We start from the raw sequence: 15410 nt of genomic DNA on the forward strand, positions 1-15410 counted from the left end.
GGACGGCGTCGCGCCGGTCGTGGCGCCGAGCGGGCCGGGACGCTCGAAGGTGCGGGCGTACGCCGCGGCGGGCGCGCTCGCGGGCGCCGCCGGTGAGGTCGGCGCCGCCCAGCCGGACGGTGCCCTCGGTGGGGCGGCGCTGCCCGCTGATGACGTCGCACAGGGTGGTCTTGCCCGCGCCGTCCGGGCCGATCAGCCCGGTCACCGCGCCCGCCGGGGCGGCCAGCGCGGCCCGGTCCACGGCGGTCAGCGCGCCGAACCGCACGGTCACGCCGGACACGAGCAGACCCTGAGCGACCGGGGACGCGGCGGTGGGGGACACGGCGTTCGGGGACGAGGCGGTGGGGGGCATCCGCACCTCCCGGCAAGGAGCGAGTCTGTGATCCAGGTCATGTGATCTAGATCACCGGGGCCCTCACCCTACTGAGGAGGCGGCGCGGCGGCAACGCCGCCGGGACCGCCGATGTCGGCGATCTCGGCGAGCCGTTCGCGCCGCCACTCCTTCACCCCGGCGACGAACGCCTCCACGTCGGCGGCCTTGCCCGAGGCCATCTGGTCGAACCAGTCCGGGACGTACCGCTCGAACCGCCCGTCGCCGATCATCTCCAGGACGGCCGCCGCCACGTCCTGCGGCGAGAGGGCGCCGGACAGGTCGCTCAGCGGCTCCTCGTCGCCGGGCCGCGCGTCGAACAACTCGGTTCCGGTGATCAGCGACGGCTGCACCACGTGGACCCGCACGCCCGTGCCGTCCAGGTCGACGGCCATGCTCTCCCAGAACGCGGTCAGCGCGGCCTTCGACGCCGCGTACGCGGCCTCGTGCGGCGGGCCGAGCCGCGCCGCGACCGACCCGACCGCCACCAGGTGCCCGCGCCCCCGCGCGATCATCCCGGGCAGCACCGCGAGGGCGAGCCGGACGGCCGACACGTAGTTCAGCCGCAGCACGTCCTCGACGTCGGCGGGCGTCAGGTCCCGGACGTGCCGCCGCTTCGGCATCCCCGCGTTGCCCACCAGCACGTCGATGCCGCCGAACTCCGCCTCGGCCGCCGCGGCGAGCGCCGCAGGGCGCGTCCGGATCGGCCAGGTCCGCCGTCCACATCGCCGAACCGGGCGCGTGCTCGCGGCACCGGGCCAGCACGTCCGCCAGCCGGTCCGCGCGCCGCGCCGCCAGCCCCACCCGGGCCCCGGCGGCGGCGAGCGCCTCCTCGATCGCCGCGCCGATCCCCGACGAGGCGCCCGTGACCAGCGCGGACCGTCCAGCCAAAGTCACCATGCGGGGAACGTCGCACACGCCCCGGCGGGCGGCAAGGCGCATCGCCGCGCGGCCCGCGCCTCTTACCGGGTTTCGCGCGTTCCGCGCCCCTCCCTTGGTTGACGTCCGCTCGCCCGTGTTCCTAGGGTGGTGCTGCCATACCGACTGGTTGGTATGTTCGCCGGTGGCCATCGCGCCACCCCCACCGCGCGGAGGTCCGCCCCGTGAGCACAGCACCGCCCGACGCCGCCGAGCTGGGCAGGAGGGTCGACGCCTTCCTCGCCGAGCACGACCCCGCGGCCACCGAGCCGCCGGAGTTCCTCCGGGCCCGCTACGACGCCGGCCTGGCGTGGGTCCACTACCCGGAAGGCCACGGCGGGCTCGACGCGCCGCGGGCCCTGCAGCCCGGCGTGGACCGGCGGTTCCGGGAGGCGGGCGCCCCCGGCAACCAGCCCGAGCGCAACGGCATCGGGCTCGGCATGGCCGCCCCCACCATCCTCGCCTTCGGCACCGAGGAGCAGAAGCGCCGCTTCCTGCGCCCCCTCTGGACGGGCGAGGAGATCTGGTGCCAGCTGTTCAGCGAGCCCGGCGCCGGTTCCGACCTCGCCGCGCTCGGCACCCGCGCCGTCCGCGACGGCGACCACTGGATCGTCAACGGCCAGAAGGTCTGGACGTCCATGGCGCACGAGGCCCGCTACGCGATCCTGGTGACCCGCACCGACCCGGACGTCCCCAAGCACCGCGGCATGACCTACTTCGTCTGCGACATGACCGCGCCCGGCGTCGAGGTGCGGCCGCTGCGGCAGATCACCGGCGAGGCCGAGTTCAACGAGGTCTTCCTCACCGACGTCCGCATCCCCGACGAGCACCGCCTCGGCGAGATCGGGGACGGCTGGCGCGTCTCCACGACCACGCTGATGAACGAGCGGGTCGCCATCGGCGGCGCCGCCGCGCCCCGCGAGGGCGGCATGATGGGCGTCGTCGCCAAGCTGTGGCGGGACCGCCCCGAGCTGCGCACCGCCGGGCTGCACGACGCCCTGCTGCGGCTGTGGGCGGAGACCGAGGCCGCCCGCCTCACCGGCGAGCGGCTCCGCCAGCAGCTCGCCGCCGGCAAGCCCGGCCCCGAGGGCTCGGCCGCCAAGCTCGCCTTCGCCGAACTGAACCAGCGCACGTCCGGCCTGGAGTTGGAGCTGCTCGGCGACGACGGGCTGCGCTACGACGACTGGACGATGCGCCGCCCGTCCGAGGTCGACTTCACCCGCCGCTCGCCCGGGTACCGCTACCTGCGCGCCAAGGGCAACTCCATCGAGGGCGGCACCTCGGAGATCCTGCGCAACATCATCGCCGAACGCGTCCTGGGCCTGCCCGGCGAGATCCGGGTCGACAAGGACGTGCCGTGGAAGGACCTGCCGAAGTGACCGACCTCCTCTACACCGAGATCGAGAGCGACCTGCGCGCGAGCGTCCGCGAGGTCCTCGACGACAAGGCGCCCTGGACGGACGTGCTCGCCGGCACCGAGAAGGACGAGCCGTACGACGCGGCCCTGTGGACGGCCGTCGCCGCGCGGCTCGGCTGCGCCGGGCTGCCCGTCCCCGAGGACCTCGGCGGCGCCGGCGCGGGCTGGCGGGAGACCGCCGTGGTGATGGAGGAACTGGGCCGCGCCGTCGCGCCCGTCCCGTTCCTCACCAGCTCCGTCCTGGCCACCGCCGCGCTCCTGGCGGCGGGCGAGCGGGAACTGCTCGGGCCGCTGGCCGCCGGGGACCGGATCGCCGTCCTCGCCGTCCCGTTCGGCACCGCGCCCGGCGCCGACCCGGGCTCCGACCCCGACGCCCCGACCGTCTCCGGCGCGCGCTCACCGGCGCGGTCACGAGCGTCGCGACGCCTCGCCGCCGACGTGTTCCTCGTCCCCGCCGCGGGCGGACTGTACGCGGTCGACGCCGACCCCGACGGGCGGCACGTCCGCCGCACCGCCGTGACGTCCCTGGACATGACCCGCCGCCTCGCCGACGTCGCCTTCACCGGCGCCCCGGCCCGGCTGGTCGCGCAGGGCCCGGACGCCGTCCGCGCCGCGCTGCTGACCGGCGCCGCGCTGCTCGCCTCCGAGCAGCTCGGCATCGCCGAACGCTGCCTGGACGACACCGTCGCCTACGTCAAGACCCGCTACCAGTTCGGCCGCCAGATCGGCTCCTACCAGGCCCTCAAGCACCGCCTGGCGGACCTGTGGACGTCGATCACGCAGGCCCGCGCCGCCGCCCGCTACGCCGCGTCCTGCGCGGCCGCCGGGGACGCCGACCTGCCCGTCGCCGCGGCCGTCGCGCAGGCGCACTGCTCGGCCGTCGCGGTCAAGGCCGCAGAGGAATGCGTGCAGATGCACGGCGGCATCGGGTTCACCTGGGAGCACCCGGCGCACCTGTACCTGAAGCGAGCCAAGGCCGACTCGATCGCCCTCGGCTCGCCCGACCGGCACCGCGCCGCCCTCGCCGTCCTGGCCGACCTCCCGCCGGCCTGACCGGCGGTCCCCGGCGGGACCGGTCCGCCGGTCCCGCCGGGGCTACCGGTCGAGCCAGAGGCGGCGGCCCAGCCGCCGGAACCGGGACTCGTCGGCGACGTGCTCGGGGCTCGTGTCGTGGGCCGCGAGACGTTCCAGCAGCGACTCGAACGCGGGCGGGCCGACGCACACCAGCGTCGCCGCGACCGGCGGGCGCAGTGCAGCCGGACCGACGGGCGCACCAGCCGCGACAGCGGCCCCCGGCTGCCGTGCCCGACGACGAGGATGTCGTCCTCGCCCGCGAGCCGCACCAGGGTCGCGCCCGGCTCGCCGACCAGCGCCAGCGCCGTCATGTCCACGCCCTCCGGCGGGCCGTCGCACACGTCCGACAGCAGCCGGGCGACCAGGTCCGCGCCCGAGCCGCGCAGCGCGTCGGTGACGCCGCAGCCGAGCAGCCCGGCCGCCGACACGTGCGGGGGGAGCGGGGCGGCATGGGCCACCAGCAAGGGGAGCCGCCGGAGCCGCGCCTCGCCGATCGCCCAGGAGAGCGCACAGCGCGCGCCGGCGGAGTCGTCGACCCCCACGACGACGCGGGGGCCGCCCTCCGGCCTCACGATCACGGTCCCTCCCGAAGCCTGCGGGGTGAGGTGGTTCACCATACAGTGAAGGAATACCCACCCCAGGGGAAGTGTTTCACGCGGTTTCGCCTCCGGTTCCGGCGATTCCACCCCCGAGTCCACCCCGCGAGCGCCCCGTCCGGAGGGGGCGGCGCGCGTCCGCTGGACCGCCGGACCGCGGCCCGGCAGACTTCCGCCATGGGCACACCCACGCCGGCCTCCACCGGCGCTCCCAGCGAACCGGGGCCGGACGAGCGGGCCTGCGCCGTCGCGCACGGCGACGTCCGTCCCGAGACCGGCGACCGCGTGCTCGTCGCCGTGTTCGACACTCCGGTGGCCGCGCACCTGCTGCGGTACGGCGCCGACCTCGGATACCGCACCCACCTCGTCGACCCCGACGAGGACCGCGACGGCTCCGCCGCGCCGCCGCCACTGGACGCCGCCGCGGACGTCGTCGTCACCGACCACCACCGGCCCGAACTCGGCCGCGTGCTGGCCGCCGTGCTCACCCAGCCCGTCCGCTGGGTCGGGGTGATGGGCAACCCCCGCCACCCCGCCCCGCACATCCCGGCGCTCACCGAACTCGGCGTCCCGGCGGGCGACATCGCCCGGGTGCGCCGCCCCATCGGCCTCAACATCGGCTCCCGGACGCGCGACATCGCCGTCGCGACGCTCGCCGGGCTGATCGCCGACCGCAACGGCCGCCCCGGCGGATTCGAGTTCTGACCGCCCCGCAGACCGCCCGCACCCGCCGTTCGCCTGACGACGCCGCAGGTCAGCGCGTAGGATGGTGCGGCGCAACGGTTCTGTCGGTGGGGCGGTCTACGGTCGGGACGAACGGGCGGCCGCCGGCCCGCGCCGCCGCGAGGTAGACATCGCCGAGCGAAGGTGACGACGACCATGCCAGCCGACCCAACGCCAGCCGATCCGACGCCGGCCGACCCGACGCGGGAGACGGGCTCCGCCACGGCCATCGCGGACGACCGCGAGTTCCTCGACCGGGCCGACCCGTACCGGCGCGAGCTGCTCGCCCACTGCTACCGGATGCTCGGGTCCATCCACGACGCCGAAGACCTCGTGCAGGAGACGTACCTGCGCGCCTGGAAGTCCTACGAGCGGTTCGAAGGCCGGTCCTCGCTGCGGACGTGGCTGTACCGCATCGCCACGAACGCGTGCCTCACCGCGATCGACCAGCGCGGCAACCGGCCCATGCCGTCCGGGCTCGGCGCGCCGAGCGACGAACCCGAACGGCCCGTCGTCGCGTCCCCCGAGGTGCCGTGGCTGGAACCCGCCCCCGACACCGTCGTCGCCGCGGACGCCGCCGACCCGGCCGCGATCGTCGCCGCCCGGGAGAGCACCCGGCTCGCGTTCGTCGCCGCGCTGCAGCACCTGCCCGCCAAGCAGCGGGTCGTGCTGATCCTGCGGGACGTGCTGAAGTGGCGGGCCGCCGAGGTCGCCGAGTTCCTCGGCACCAGCACCGCCGCCGTCAACAGCGCGCTGCAGCGCGCCCGGGAACGGCTGGAGCAGGACGGTCCCGCCCGCGACGAGCTCGTCGAGCCCGCCGACCCGTCCGCCCGCGAGCTCCTCGACCGCTACGCCAAGGCCTTCGAGGACGCCGACATCACCGCGCTCCTCGAACTGTTCAAGCGGGACGCCGTCTGGGAGATGCCGCCGTTCCCCGAATGGTTCACCGGCGCCGAGACCATCGTGCGGCTCATCATCGCGCAGTGCGCCGCCGAGCCGGGCGAGCTGCGCATGCTCCCGGCCGCCGCGAACGGCCAGCCCGCGTTCGGCCTCTACCGCCGGGACGGGGAAGGCGTGCACCGGCCGTACCAGCTGCAGGTCATCGCGATCACGGCGGACGGGGTCGCGCACGTCTCCGCGTTCTTCGACACGACCCTTTTCCCGCTGTTCGGCCTTCCGGAAAATGCCTGACCCGAGGGTTGATTTTCCGCCCAGCGGAAAGTGATGTCCAGGGTCTCCGCCGCCTGCTGCCAGTGTGGTGACGGCGGCCCCGGCGGCATGGCCGGGTGCCGCCGGAGCGGATTGGGAGGCACATGGACAAGGTCGTGCCCTCGGCGGCGGACGCGGTCGCCGGCATCGACGACGGGTCCTCGCTGGCCGTCGGCGGCTTCGGGCTGTGCGGGGTCCCCGCCGTTCTGATCTCCGCCCTGCACGAGCGGGGCGCGGGGAACCTGACGGTCGTCTCGAACAACTGCGGGCTGGACGGCCGGGGACTCGGGCAGCTTCTCACCGCGGGCCGGATCGTCCGGGCGATGGGCTCCTACGTCGGGGACAACAAGGAGTTCGCCCGCCAGTACCTCGCCGGTGAGATCGAGGTCGAGCTGATGCCGCAGGGCACGCTCGCCGAACGGCTGCGTGCGGGCGGCTCCGGCATCCCCGCGTTCTACACCCCCGCCGGGGTCGGCACGATGGTCGCCGAGGGCGGGATGCCCTGGCGGTACGCCCCGGACGGCACGGTCGCCGTCGCGTCCCCCGCCAAGGAGGTCCGCGAGTTCGGCGGCCGCGAGTACGTGCTGGAGGAGAGCATCACCACCGACTTCGCGCTGGTGCGCGCCGCCGTCGGCGACCGGCACGGCAACCTGGTGTTCGACAAGGCCGCCCGGAACTTCAACCCGCTCGCCGCGATGGCCGGGCGGATCACGGTCGCCGAGGTCGAGCGGCTCGTCGAACCCGGCGAGCTCGACCCCGACGCCGTCCACCTGCCCGGCGTGTTCGTCCAGCGGGTGCTGGAGCTGACCCCGGAGCAGGCGGCCGACAAGCCGATCGAGAAGCGGACGGTGCGCGAGAGCGGACCGGAGAGCGGGGAGGGCGCCCGATGACCTGGTCCAGGAACGAGATCGCCGCCCGCGCGGCGGCCGAGCTGCCCGACGGCGCGTACGTCAACCTCGGCATCGGGCTGCCCACGCTGATCCCCGGGTACGTGCCCGCCGGACGGCACGTGACGCTGCACGCCGAGAACGGCGTGCTCGGCGTCGGCCCGTACCCGGCCGAGGACGAGGTCGACCCGGATCTGATCAACGCCGGGAAGGAGACCGTGACCGCGCTGCCCGGCGCGGCCTGCTTCGACTCCTCGCTGTCGTTCGGCATGATCCGCGGCGGCCACATCGACATCGCCGTGCTGGGCGCCATGCAGGTCTCCGCCCGCGGCGACCTCGCCAACTGGTCCGTCCCCGGCAAGATGATCAAGGGGATGGGCGGTGCGATGGACCTCGTGCACGGCGCCCGCAAGGTGATCGTCGTGATGAGCCACACCGCCCGCGACGGCGCACCGAAGCTCGTCGAGGAGTGCTCGCTGCCGCTGACCGGCGCCGGCTGCGTCGACCGGATCATCACCGACCTCGGCGTCGTCGACGTCACCCCGGACGGCCTGACGCTGGTCGAGACGCGCCCGGCGTCACCGTCGACGACATCCGCGCCGCGACCGGGCCGCGGCTCCTGGAGCCCGCCCCCGCAGAAGGGACCCCGGCATGACCCACCCGCCCTACCTCTACCCCGGGTACAAGAGCACCACCTTGCGCGCCCCCGGGCGCGAACCGGTGATGCCGGAGCTCGGTCCCGACAGCATCGAGCTGACCTCGCCCGTCTTCGGGCACCAGGAACTCGGCCGCCTCGACTGGGACCTCACCAAGCAGCACTCGGGCGAGCCGCTCGGCGAGCGCATCATCGTCACCGGGCGGCTGCTGGACACCGCCGGACGCCCGGTCCGCGGCGCCCTCGTCGAGGTCTGGCAGGCCAACGCGGCCGGACGGTACCTGCACGCGGGCGACCAGCATCCCGCGCCGCTCGACCCCAACTTCACCGGTGCGGGCCGCTGCGTCACCGACGACGACGGCCGCTACCGGTTCGTCACGATCAAGCCGGGCGCCTACCCGTGGCGCAACCACCACAACGCGTGGCGTCCCGCGCACATCCACTTCTCGGTGTTCGGCACGGCGTTCACCCAGCGCCTGGTCACCCAGATGTACTTCCCGGGCGACCCGCTTTTCGACTTCGACCCGATCTTCCAGTCGATCCCCGACCGGCGGGACCGGGAGAACCTGATCTCCCGGTTCGACATGGACACCACCGAGCCGGAGTGGGCGCTGGGATACCAGTGGGACATCGTGCTCGGCGACACCCCGATGGAGGACTGATGACCGAGTCGCAGTCCCCGGCCGCGAGCACGCCGCTCCACCCGTCCCCGGTCACCCCGTCGCAGACGGTCGGCCCGTTCTTCGGCTACGCGCTGCCCTACGAGGAGGGCCCGCGGGTCGTCCCCGCCTGGCGGCCGGACGCCGTCCGCGTCCGCGGCACCGTGTACGACGGCGCGGGCGAGCCGATCCCGGACGCGCTCGTGGAGATCTGGCAGGCCGACGAGAACGGCGAGATCCCCCGGCGGCCCGGCGGCCGGGTCCGCGACGGCCACGACTTCTCCGGCTTCGGGCGCTGCGCCACCGACCCCGCGGGCGGCTACTGGTTCAGCACCGTCAAGCCCGGTGCCGTCGGCCGCCACGCCCCCTACATCTCGGTCCTGGTGTTCGCGCGGGGCCTGCTCAAACCGGTGTTCACCCGCCTGTACTTCCCCGAGGACGAGTCCGCGCACGCGTCCGACCCGCTGCTCGGCGAACTCCCGGACGAGCGCCGCGGCACGCTCGTCGCCGAGCGGACGGCCGAGCGGGAGTACCGCTTCGACATCCGCATGCAGGGCGACCGGGAGACGGTCTTCCTTGTCTTCTGACGCCCGCCCGGAACCGGCGACGCCCCTCGACGCGGGGCTGCTGTCCCCGGTGCGCGCGGGCACGCGGACGGAGGCCGCCACCGGCGACCACGCCTACCTCGCGGCCATGCTGGACGCCGAGGCCGCCCTCGCCCGTGCGCAGGCGCGCCTCGGCATCGTCCCCGGCGACGCCGCCGCGGCCATCGCCGCGGCGGCCGACCCGGCCCGGTTCGACCTGACCGGCATCGCCCGCCGCGCGCGCGGCGCGGGCAACCCGGTCGTCCCGCCTGTCGCCGACCTGCGCGACCTCGCCGCCGCCGCCGAGCACGTCCACCGGGGCGCCACCAGCCAGGACATCGTCGACACCGGGGCGATGCTCGTCGCGGCCCGCGCCCGCCGGGTGCATCCTCGCGGCGCTCGACGCGGCGCTCGACGCCCTGGCCGGCCTCGCCGCCCGGCACCGCGACACCCCGATGGCCGCCCGCACCCTCGGCCGGCACGCGCTGCCGACCACGTTCGGCGCGAAGGCCGCGAACTGGCTGCTGGGCTGCCTGGAGGCCCGCGCCCGGCTGGCCGCGGTCGCGCTGCCGGCGCAGGGGCGCCGGCCGCCGCCGGACGCTCGACGCGTCCGGCGACCGCGCGGCGGAACTGGTGGACGCGTTCGCCGCCGAGACCGGCCTGGACCGGCCGGTGCTGCCCTGGCACACCCGCCGCACCCCGGTCGCCGACCTCGGCGCCGCGCTCGCCGTCACCGCCGGGGCCCTCGGCAAGATCGCCACCGACGTGCAGCTCCTCGCGCAGAGCGAGATCGACGAGGTCGGCGAGCCGCCGGACCCGGCCGCGGCGGCTCGTCGGCGATGCCGCACAAGCGCAACCCCGCGCTGTCCGCGCTGATCCGGTCGGCGGCGCTGCAGGTCCCCGCGCACGTCCAGGTCCTGCACGCGGCGCAGGCCGCGCCGCACGAGCGTCCGGACGGGGGAGTGGCACGCCGAGTGGCAGCCGCTGCGCGAGGCGCTGCGCTCGGGGCGGCGCGCCGAGACCGCCGCCGACCCTGCTCGGCGGCCTCGAGGTCGCGCCGGAGCGGATGCGCGCCGACCTCGACGCCCTCCTGGCCGTCCTCGGCCGGGACCCCGGGCCCGGCGCCGCCCCGGCGCTCGTCGACCGGGCCCTCGACGCCTACCGCGGGAGCCGCACATGACGTCCACCGGCAGTTCCCCCGCCGACCGCGCGGGCGGCCGTGACGGGCGGCCGCGCGTACGTCCCGCACCACCGGGTGGAGGGGCCGCCCGGCGCGCCCGTCCTCGTCCTCGGCCCGTCCCTCGGTACCACCATGGACCTGTGGCAGCCGCAGCTGCCCGAGCTGACGCGGTCGTGGCGGGTGCTGCGCTACGACCTGCCGGGCCACGGCTCGTCGCCGGTGCCGGACGGCCCGTTCACCGTCGCCGACTCGCCGACCTCGTCGCCGCGCTGCTCGACCGGCTCGGCGTCGCCGACGCCGCCTACGCCGGGGTGTCGCTCGGCGGCGCCGTCGGCCCGACGCTCGCGCTGCGCGCCCCCCGCCGGGTCGCCAGCCTCATCCTGGTCTGCACCTCCCCGCGGTTCGGCGAACCGGACGCGTGGCGCGGGCGTGCCGCGCTCGTCACGGCGCGACGGCGTCGCCCCCGTCGCGCGGACCGCGGCGGACCGCTGGTTCACCCCGTCGTTCACCGGCGCGGAACCGTACGTCGAGATGCTGCGCGGCACCGACCCGGAGGGCTACGCGGGCTGCTGCGACGCCCTCGCCGGATTCGACGTCACGGCGCGGCTGCCGGAGGTGTCCGCGCCCACCCTGGTGATCGCCGGGGCGCAGGACGGGCCGACGCCGCCCGCCGGGCACGCCGACCGGCTCGCCGAGGGGATCCCGGACGCCGGGCTGGTCGTCGTCGAAGGCGCCGCGCACCTCGCCGGGGCCGAACGTCCGGGTCCGGTCACCGAGGCGATCACCGCGCATCTGGACCGCACATGGAAGGGACTGGGAAGATGAGCGAACCCGCCGACGACGCGGCGCGGCACGCGGCCGGTATGGAGGTCCGCCGGGAGGTGCTCGGCGACGCCCATGTGGACCGCGCCGAGGACCGCAAGGACGCCTTCACCGAAGAGTTCCAGCACATGATCACCCGGTACGCGTGGGGCGAGATCTGGACCCGTCCCGGGCTGGACCGCAAGACGCGCAGCTGCATCACGCTGACCGCGCTGGTCGCCCACGGGCACCTGGACGAGCTGGCGATGCACGTCCGGGCCGCGCTGCGCAACGGGCTCACCCCGGACGAGATCAAGGAGGTGCTCCTGCAGACGGCGATCTACTGCGGGGTGCCCGCCGCGAACTCGGCGTTCGCGGTCGCCCAGCGGGTACTGGCCGAGCAGCGGTGAGCAGGCCGGCAGTGAGCAGGCGGCAGTGAGCAGGCAGGAGTGACCGGATGATCCGGGCGGTGCCCGCGGGCGGGAAGGACGAGGGCGGGGGAATGGCCGAGGGGGCGCGCCCGGTCAGCGTGGCCGGCAAGGTGATGGCCATCCTCAACGCCTTCGCCCAGGGCGAGGTCCGCCTCAATCTGACCGAGATCTGCCGCCGCGCCGGGCTGCCCCCCGCGACCGGCCACCGGCTGGTCGGCGAGCTGGCGGCGGGCGGGTTCCTGGAGCGGGTCCCGGACGGGACGTACCGCATCGGCACCCGGCTGTGGCGGATCGGCAGCCAGGCGCCCGCCGTGACCGGCCTGCGGGAGCTGGCGCTGCCGCACATGGAGGACCTGTACGAGGCCACCCACGACAACGTGCAGCTCGCCGTGCTGCGCGACGATCACGTGCTGGTGGTCGAACGGCTGCGCGGCACCCGGTCGGTGCCCGTCCTCACGCAGGTCGGCGCGTCCCTGCCGCTGCACACCACCGGCGTCGGGAAGGTGCTGCTGGCGTTCGCGCCGGCGGAGCAGCGGGAGGCGGTGCTCGCCGCGCCGCTGTCGCGCCGCACCGCCCGCTCCATCACCGACCCGGACGAGCTGCGGCGCTGCATCGAGCAGGTCCGGCGGTCCGGCTACGCGCTGACCCGCGACGAGATGACGCTCGGGGCGTCCTCGGTCGGCGCACCCGTGCGGGACGCGTCCGGGCAGGTCGTCGCGGCGCTGTCGCTGGTGTCGCGGACCCGCAGCGCGGACCTGCGCCGGCTGCTACCGCCGCTCACCACGGCGGCGCGCGCCCTGTCGCGGGACGTCGCCGTCCACTGGCGGGGGCACCCCGAGTCGTTCTCCGCGGAGCGGAAGACCGGCGCCTGACCCCGCCCCCGGGGGATTCTCCGGTGGCCCGCGGAGTCCCGCGGAGGCATCGCACCGAACGAACGAACAGGAGACCACGATGCGCACCCAGGTCGCGATCATCGGCGGAGGGCCCGCCGGACTGCTGCTGTCCCATCTGCTCCATCTGCAGGGGATCGACTCGGTGGTCCTGGAGCGGCGCGATCGCGGCTACGTGGAGCGGCGGCAGCGCGCCGGGATGCTGGAGCAGGGCACGACGGACGTGCTGCGCGAGAGCGGCGCCGGGGCGCGCCTCGACCGCGAGGGCCTCGTCCACCACGGGCTGGAACTGCGGTTCGACGGCGCCGGGCACCGCGTGCCGCTCACCGACCTGACCGGCCGCACGGTCACCGTCTACGCGCAGACCGAGATCGTCAAGGACCTCGTCGCCAAGCGGTTCGAGGACGGCGGCGACGTCCGGTTCGAGACCGAGGTGCTGGACCTGGACGCCTCGGCGCCGAGCGTCACGTTCCGCGGCGAGGACGGCGTGCCGCGGACGCTGGAGTGCGACTACATCGCGGGCTGCGACGGGTTCCACGGCGTGAGCCGCCCGGCCGTCCCGGAGCTGCGGACGTTCTCGCGCGAGTACCCGTTCGCGTGGCTCGGCGTGCTCGCCGACGTCCCGCCGTCCACCGACGAGCTGATCTACGCCAACCACGAGCGCGGGTTCGCGCTGCACAGCCTCCGCTCGCCCGAGGTCAGCCGCCTGTACCTGCAGGTCGCTCCGGACGAGGACCTCGGCGCCTGGTCCGATGCCCGGATCTGGGACGAACTCGCGGCGCGGTTCGCCACCGACGACGGCTGGGAACTGCACGAGGGACCGATCACCGACAGGTCGATCACGCCGATGCGCAGCTTCGTGGCCGAACCGATGCGCCACGACCGGCTGTTCCTCGCGGGCGACGCGGCGCACATCGTCCCGCCGACCGGCGCCAAGGGCCTCAACCTGGCGGTCTCGGACGTCATCGTCCTGGCGCGCGCGCTGACCGAGCGGTACGCGAACGGGTCCGAGACGCTGCTGGACGGCTACTCCGACGCGTGCCTGCGCCGGGTGTGGCGCGCCGAGCACTTCTCGTACTGGATGACCACCCTGCTGCACGTCGACCCGGAGGCCGACGCGTTCGCGCGCGCCTGCAGCGGTCGCACCTGGCGTACGTCGCGTCGTCGGAGGCGGCGAAGGCGTCGCTGGCCGAGAACTACGTCGGCCTGCCGCTCGCCTGAGCACCGCCGGGAGACCCGCCCGTCGTGCTCGGGCGGGCCGGTCACCCCTCCGGTTCGGCGCCCAGGGTCTCCAGCAGCTCCAGCACCGGCTGCAGCTTCTCGTACAGCAGCAGGACGGGCTCGCCCGGCTCGGCCATGTCCAGCGCCGACGTCAGCGCCCCCTTCAGGTCGCCCGCCGGATGGTGCAGGACGTCCGGGCGGCCCTCCCGCAGCCCCTGGACGATCAGCCGGGTCATCTCGCCGGAGCGGCGGCCCCGCAGGTCCTCGTCCTCGTAGACGACGACCCGTCCGAACGAGCCCGCGAGGATCCGCGCCGTCTCGACGACCAGCTCCGTCCGCACCGGTCGCCCGCAGCGTCACCGCCGCGACACCGAGCCCCCGCCCGAGCGCCCGCCCGAGCGCCCGCCCGAGCCGCCGCCAGCGCGCCGTCGTGAACGCGCCCATCGCGGCGACGGCCGCCGGGTTGTGCGCGTAGTCCACCAGCACCGGGTTGTCGCCGACCCGGTACACGCAGCCGCGCCCGGGGTTGCGGGTGTGCGGCTCGAACGTGCGCAGCGCGCGCGCCACCACGTCCAGCGACACGCCCAGCCCGCGGGCCGCCGCGACCGCGCCGAGCGCGTTCGCCACCACGTGCCCCGCGTGCCCGCCGAACGCCCCCGCGATCTCCTCGACCGGCAGCGGGGGTGCGGCGGTCGCCGGTCGCCTCCGTCAGCCAGCCGTGCTCGACGCAGTACCCGACGCCGCCGCCGCGCAGATGCGCGGTGAGCACCGGCGCGTCCGGCGACAGCGCGAAGAAGCGCACCGACACGTCCCGGGCGCCGACCGCCGGGCGCTCCGCCAGCGCCGCCGTCGGCGGGTCCTCGGCGTTCAGCACCACCCGCCCGCCGCGCCGCACCTGCTCGGCGACCAGCGCCTTGATGTGCACCAGGTCGTCCAGCGACTCGGTGTCGTCCACCCCGAGATGGTCGCGGGTGACGTTCGTGACGACCGCGACGTCGGCCCGGTCGTAGCCGAGGCCGCGCCGCACGATCCCGCCGCGCGCCGTCTCCAGCACCGCGGCCTCCACCGTCCGGTCGCCCAGCACCATCTCCGCCGACCGCGGGCCCGACGCGTCCGACAGGTGGACCAGGCGCCGTCCGACGTACACGCCCTCGGTGCTCGTCATCCCGGTGCGGCGGCCGTCGAGTTCGAGCATGTGCGCGACCATCCGCACCGTCGTGGTCTTGCCGTTCGTGCCGGTCACCGACACGATCGGCACCCGCGACGGCGTCCCGTCCGGATACAGCAGGTCGACGATGTCGCCCGCGACGTCGCGTCCGCCGCCCTCGTGGGGGACCAGGTGCATGCGCAGGCCGGGGGCCGCGTTGACCTCCAGGATCCCGGCGGCGCCCGGCTCGGCCGGGAGCGGCGCCGCGATGTCGGGGAGCCGCAGGTCGATGCCGCACACGTCCATGCCGACCGTCCCGGCCGCCCGCACGCACATCGCGGCCGCCTCCGGATGCACCTCACCGGCGACGTCGCGGCTGGTGCCGCCGGTCGACAGGTTCGCGTTTCGGCGCAGCCACACCGTCTCCCCGGCGGCCGGGACCGTCGCGGGCCCGTGCCCCTGCCGCGCCAGCAGCCCCAGCTCCGCCGGGCCGAGCGCCAGCCGGGTCAGCGGACGGTCGTGCCCCTCGCCGCAGCGCCGGGTCGGCGTTGACCCGCTCCACCAGCTCCGCCACGGTCGCGCGCCGTCGCCGGTGACCCGCGCCGCGGTCAGCTCCGCGGCCGCCGCCACCCGCCCGCCGACCACCAG

Annotated in this window: 14 protein-coding genes and 5 pseudogenes; 13 read left to right on the top strand and 6 right to left on the bottom strand. The window is 75.5% G+C overall.

The features are described 5' to 3' along the window. The 3 genes and pseudogenes from BJF79_RS41830 to BJF79_RS67890 form a co-directional block, all read right to left on the bottom strand. Positions 1 to 352: ATP-binding cassette domain-containing protein (locus BJF79_RS41830; protein WP_143220854.1), on the bottom strand; the 352-nt coding region annotated here is incomplete at its 3' end. Positions 353 to 420: 68 nt separating this feature from the next. Next, entirely contained in the window at positions 421 to 1074 is a 654-nt protein-coding gene (locus BJF79_RS41835) for an SDR family oxidoreductase (protein ID WP_262403391.1), read from the bottom strand. A 4-nt stretch (positions 1075 to 1078) separates the two neighbouring features. Further along, positions 1079 to 1441, bottom strand: a pseudogene (locus BJF79_RS67890) (SDR family NAD(P)-dependent oxidoreductase); the annotation flags it as partial. A gap of 32 nt (positions 1442 to 1473) precedes the next feature. Here BJF79_RS67890 and BJF79_RS41845 point away from each other — a divergent pair. After that, positions 1474 to 2667: an acyl-CoA dehydrogenase family protein gene (locus BJF79_RS41845; protein ID WP_075905784.1), complete on the top strand. Its 1194-nt coding sequence runs from the start codon at positions 1474 to 1476 to the stop codon at positions 2665 to 2667. Beyond that, a complete protein-coding gene (locus BJF79_RS41850; RefSeq protein WP_262403386.1) occupies positions 2646 to 3758 on the top strand; it encodes an acyl-CoA dehydrogenase family protein in 1113 nt (370 codons plus the stop codon). Before BJF79_RS41845 ends, BJF79_RS41850 begins: the two co-directional genes overlap by 22 nt. A gap of 42 nt (positions 3759 to 3800) precedes the next feature. Here the strand turns inward: BJF79_RS41850 and BJF79_RS64225 are convergent, their stop codons facing one another. Both BJF79_RS64225 and BJF79_RS67895 read right to left on the bottom strand, forming a co-directional pair. Next, positions 3801 to 3929: a hypothetical protein gene (locus BJF79_RS64225; RefSeq protein WP_262403387.1), complete on the bottom strand. Its 129-nt coding sequence runs from the start codon at positions 3927 to 3929 to the stop codon at positions 3801 to 3803. Between the two features lie 23 nt (positions 3930 to 3952). Next, positions 3953 to 4396, bottom strand: a pseudogene (locus BJF79_RS67895) (universal stress protein); the annotation flags it as partial. 156 nt (positions 4397 to 4552) lie between these two features. Between BJF79_RS67895 and BJF79_RS41860 the strand changes: the two are divergent. The 11 genes and pseudogenes from BJF79_RS41860 (at position 4553) to BJF79_RS41910 (ending at position 14090) form a co-directional block, all read left to right on the top strand. Then, a complete protein-coding gene (locus tag BJF79_RS41860) occupies positions 4553 to 5080 on the top strand; it encodes an XdhC family protein (RefSeq protein WP_083734639.1) in 528 nt (175 codons plus the stop codon). Between the two features lie 174 nt (positions 5081 to 5254). Beyond that, positions 5255 to 6289: a sigma-70 family RNA polymerase sigma factor gene (locus BJF79_RS41865; RefSeq protein WP_075905790.1), complete on the top strand. Its 1035-nt coding sequence runs from the start codon at positions 5255 to 5257 to the stop codon at positions 6287 to 6289. 122 nt (positions 6290 to 6411) lie between these two features. Continuing rightward, positions 6412 to 7197, top strand: a complete 786-nt coding sequence (locus BJF79_RS41870) for a CoA transferase subunit A (RefSeq protein WP_075905792.1) — start codon at positions 6412 to 6414, stop codon at positions 7195 to 7197. After that, positions 7194 to 7712 (top strand): annotated as a pseudogene (locus tag BJF79_RS41875) (3-oxoacid CoA-transferase subunit B); the annotation flags it as partial. The gene BJF79_RS41870 and the pseudogene BJF79_RS41875, both read left to right, overlap by 4 nt. A 133-nt stretch (positions 7713 to 7845) precedes the next feature. Then, positions 7846 to 8511 carry a protocatechuate 3,4-dioxygenase subunit beta gene (pcaH, locus tag BJF79_RS41880; RefSeq protein ID WP_075905794.1) on the top strand — a complete coding sequence of 222 codons (666 nt, stop codon included), beginning with the start codon at positions 7846 to 7848 and terminating at the stop codon, positions 8509 to 8511. Further along, entirely contained in the window at positions 8511 to 9095 is a 585-nt protein-coding gene (pcaG, locus tag BJF79_RS41885; RefSeq protein WP_075905796.1) for a protocatechuate 3,4-dioxygenase subunit alpha, read from the top strand. The genes pcaH and pcaG overlap by 1 nt, the downstream gene beginning before the upstream one ends. Next, entirely contained in the window at positions 9085 to 10272 is a 1188-nt protein-coding gene (locus tag BJF79_RS52245; RefSeq protein WP_262403388.1) for a hypothetical protein, read from the top strand. Before pcaG ends, BJF79_RS52245 begins: the two co-directional genes overlap by 11 nt. Then, a pseudogene (locus BJF79_RS66135) lies at positions 10269 to 10682 on the top strand (alpha/beta fold hydrolase); the annotation flags it as partial. The gene BJF79_RS52245 and the pseudogene BJF79_RS66135, both read left to right, overlap by 4 nt. 411 nt (positions 10683 to 11093) lie before the next feature. Beyond that, positions 11094 to 11483, top strand: a complete 390-nt coding sequence (pcaC, locus tag BJF79_RS66140; RefSeq protein ID WP_316043555.1) for a 4-carboxymuconolactone decarboxylase — start codon at positions 11094 to 11096, stop codon at positions 11481 to 11483. A gap of 47 nt (positions 11484 to 11530) precedes the next feature. Beyond that, entirely contained in the window at positions 11531 to 12376 is an 846-nt protein-coding gene (locus tag BJF79_RS41905) for an IclR family transcriptional regulator (RefSeq protein ID WP_262403389.1), read from the top strand. Positions 12377 to 12455: 79 nt separating this feature from the next. Next, the gene (locus tag BJF79_RS41910) at positions 12456 to 14090 is read left to right on the top strand and encodes a 4-hydroxybenzoate 3-monooxygenase (protein WP_316043551.1); all 1635 of its coding nucleotides are present in this window, start codon (positions 12456 to 12458) and stop codon (positions 14088 to 14090) included. A 366-nt stretch (positions 14091 to 14456) separates the two neighbouring features. Here BJF79_RS41910 and BJF79_RS66145 read toward each other — a convergent pair. After that, a pseudogene (locus tag BJF79_RS66145) lies at positions 14457 to 15098 on the bottom strand (Mur ligase family protein); the annotation flags it as partial. Between the last annotated feature and the right edge of the window lie 312 nt (positions 15099 to 15410).

Origin of the sequence: Actinomadura sp. CNU-125 (assembly GCF_001942465.1) — a bacterium.
GTDB lineage: Bacteria > Actinomycetota > Actinomycetes > Streptosporangiales > Streptosporangiaceae > Spirillospora.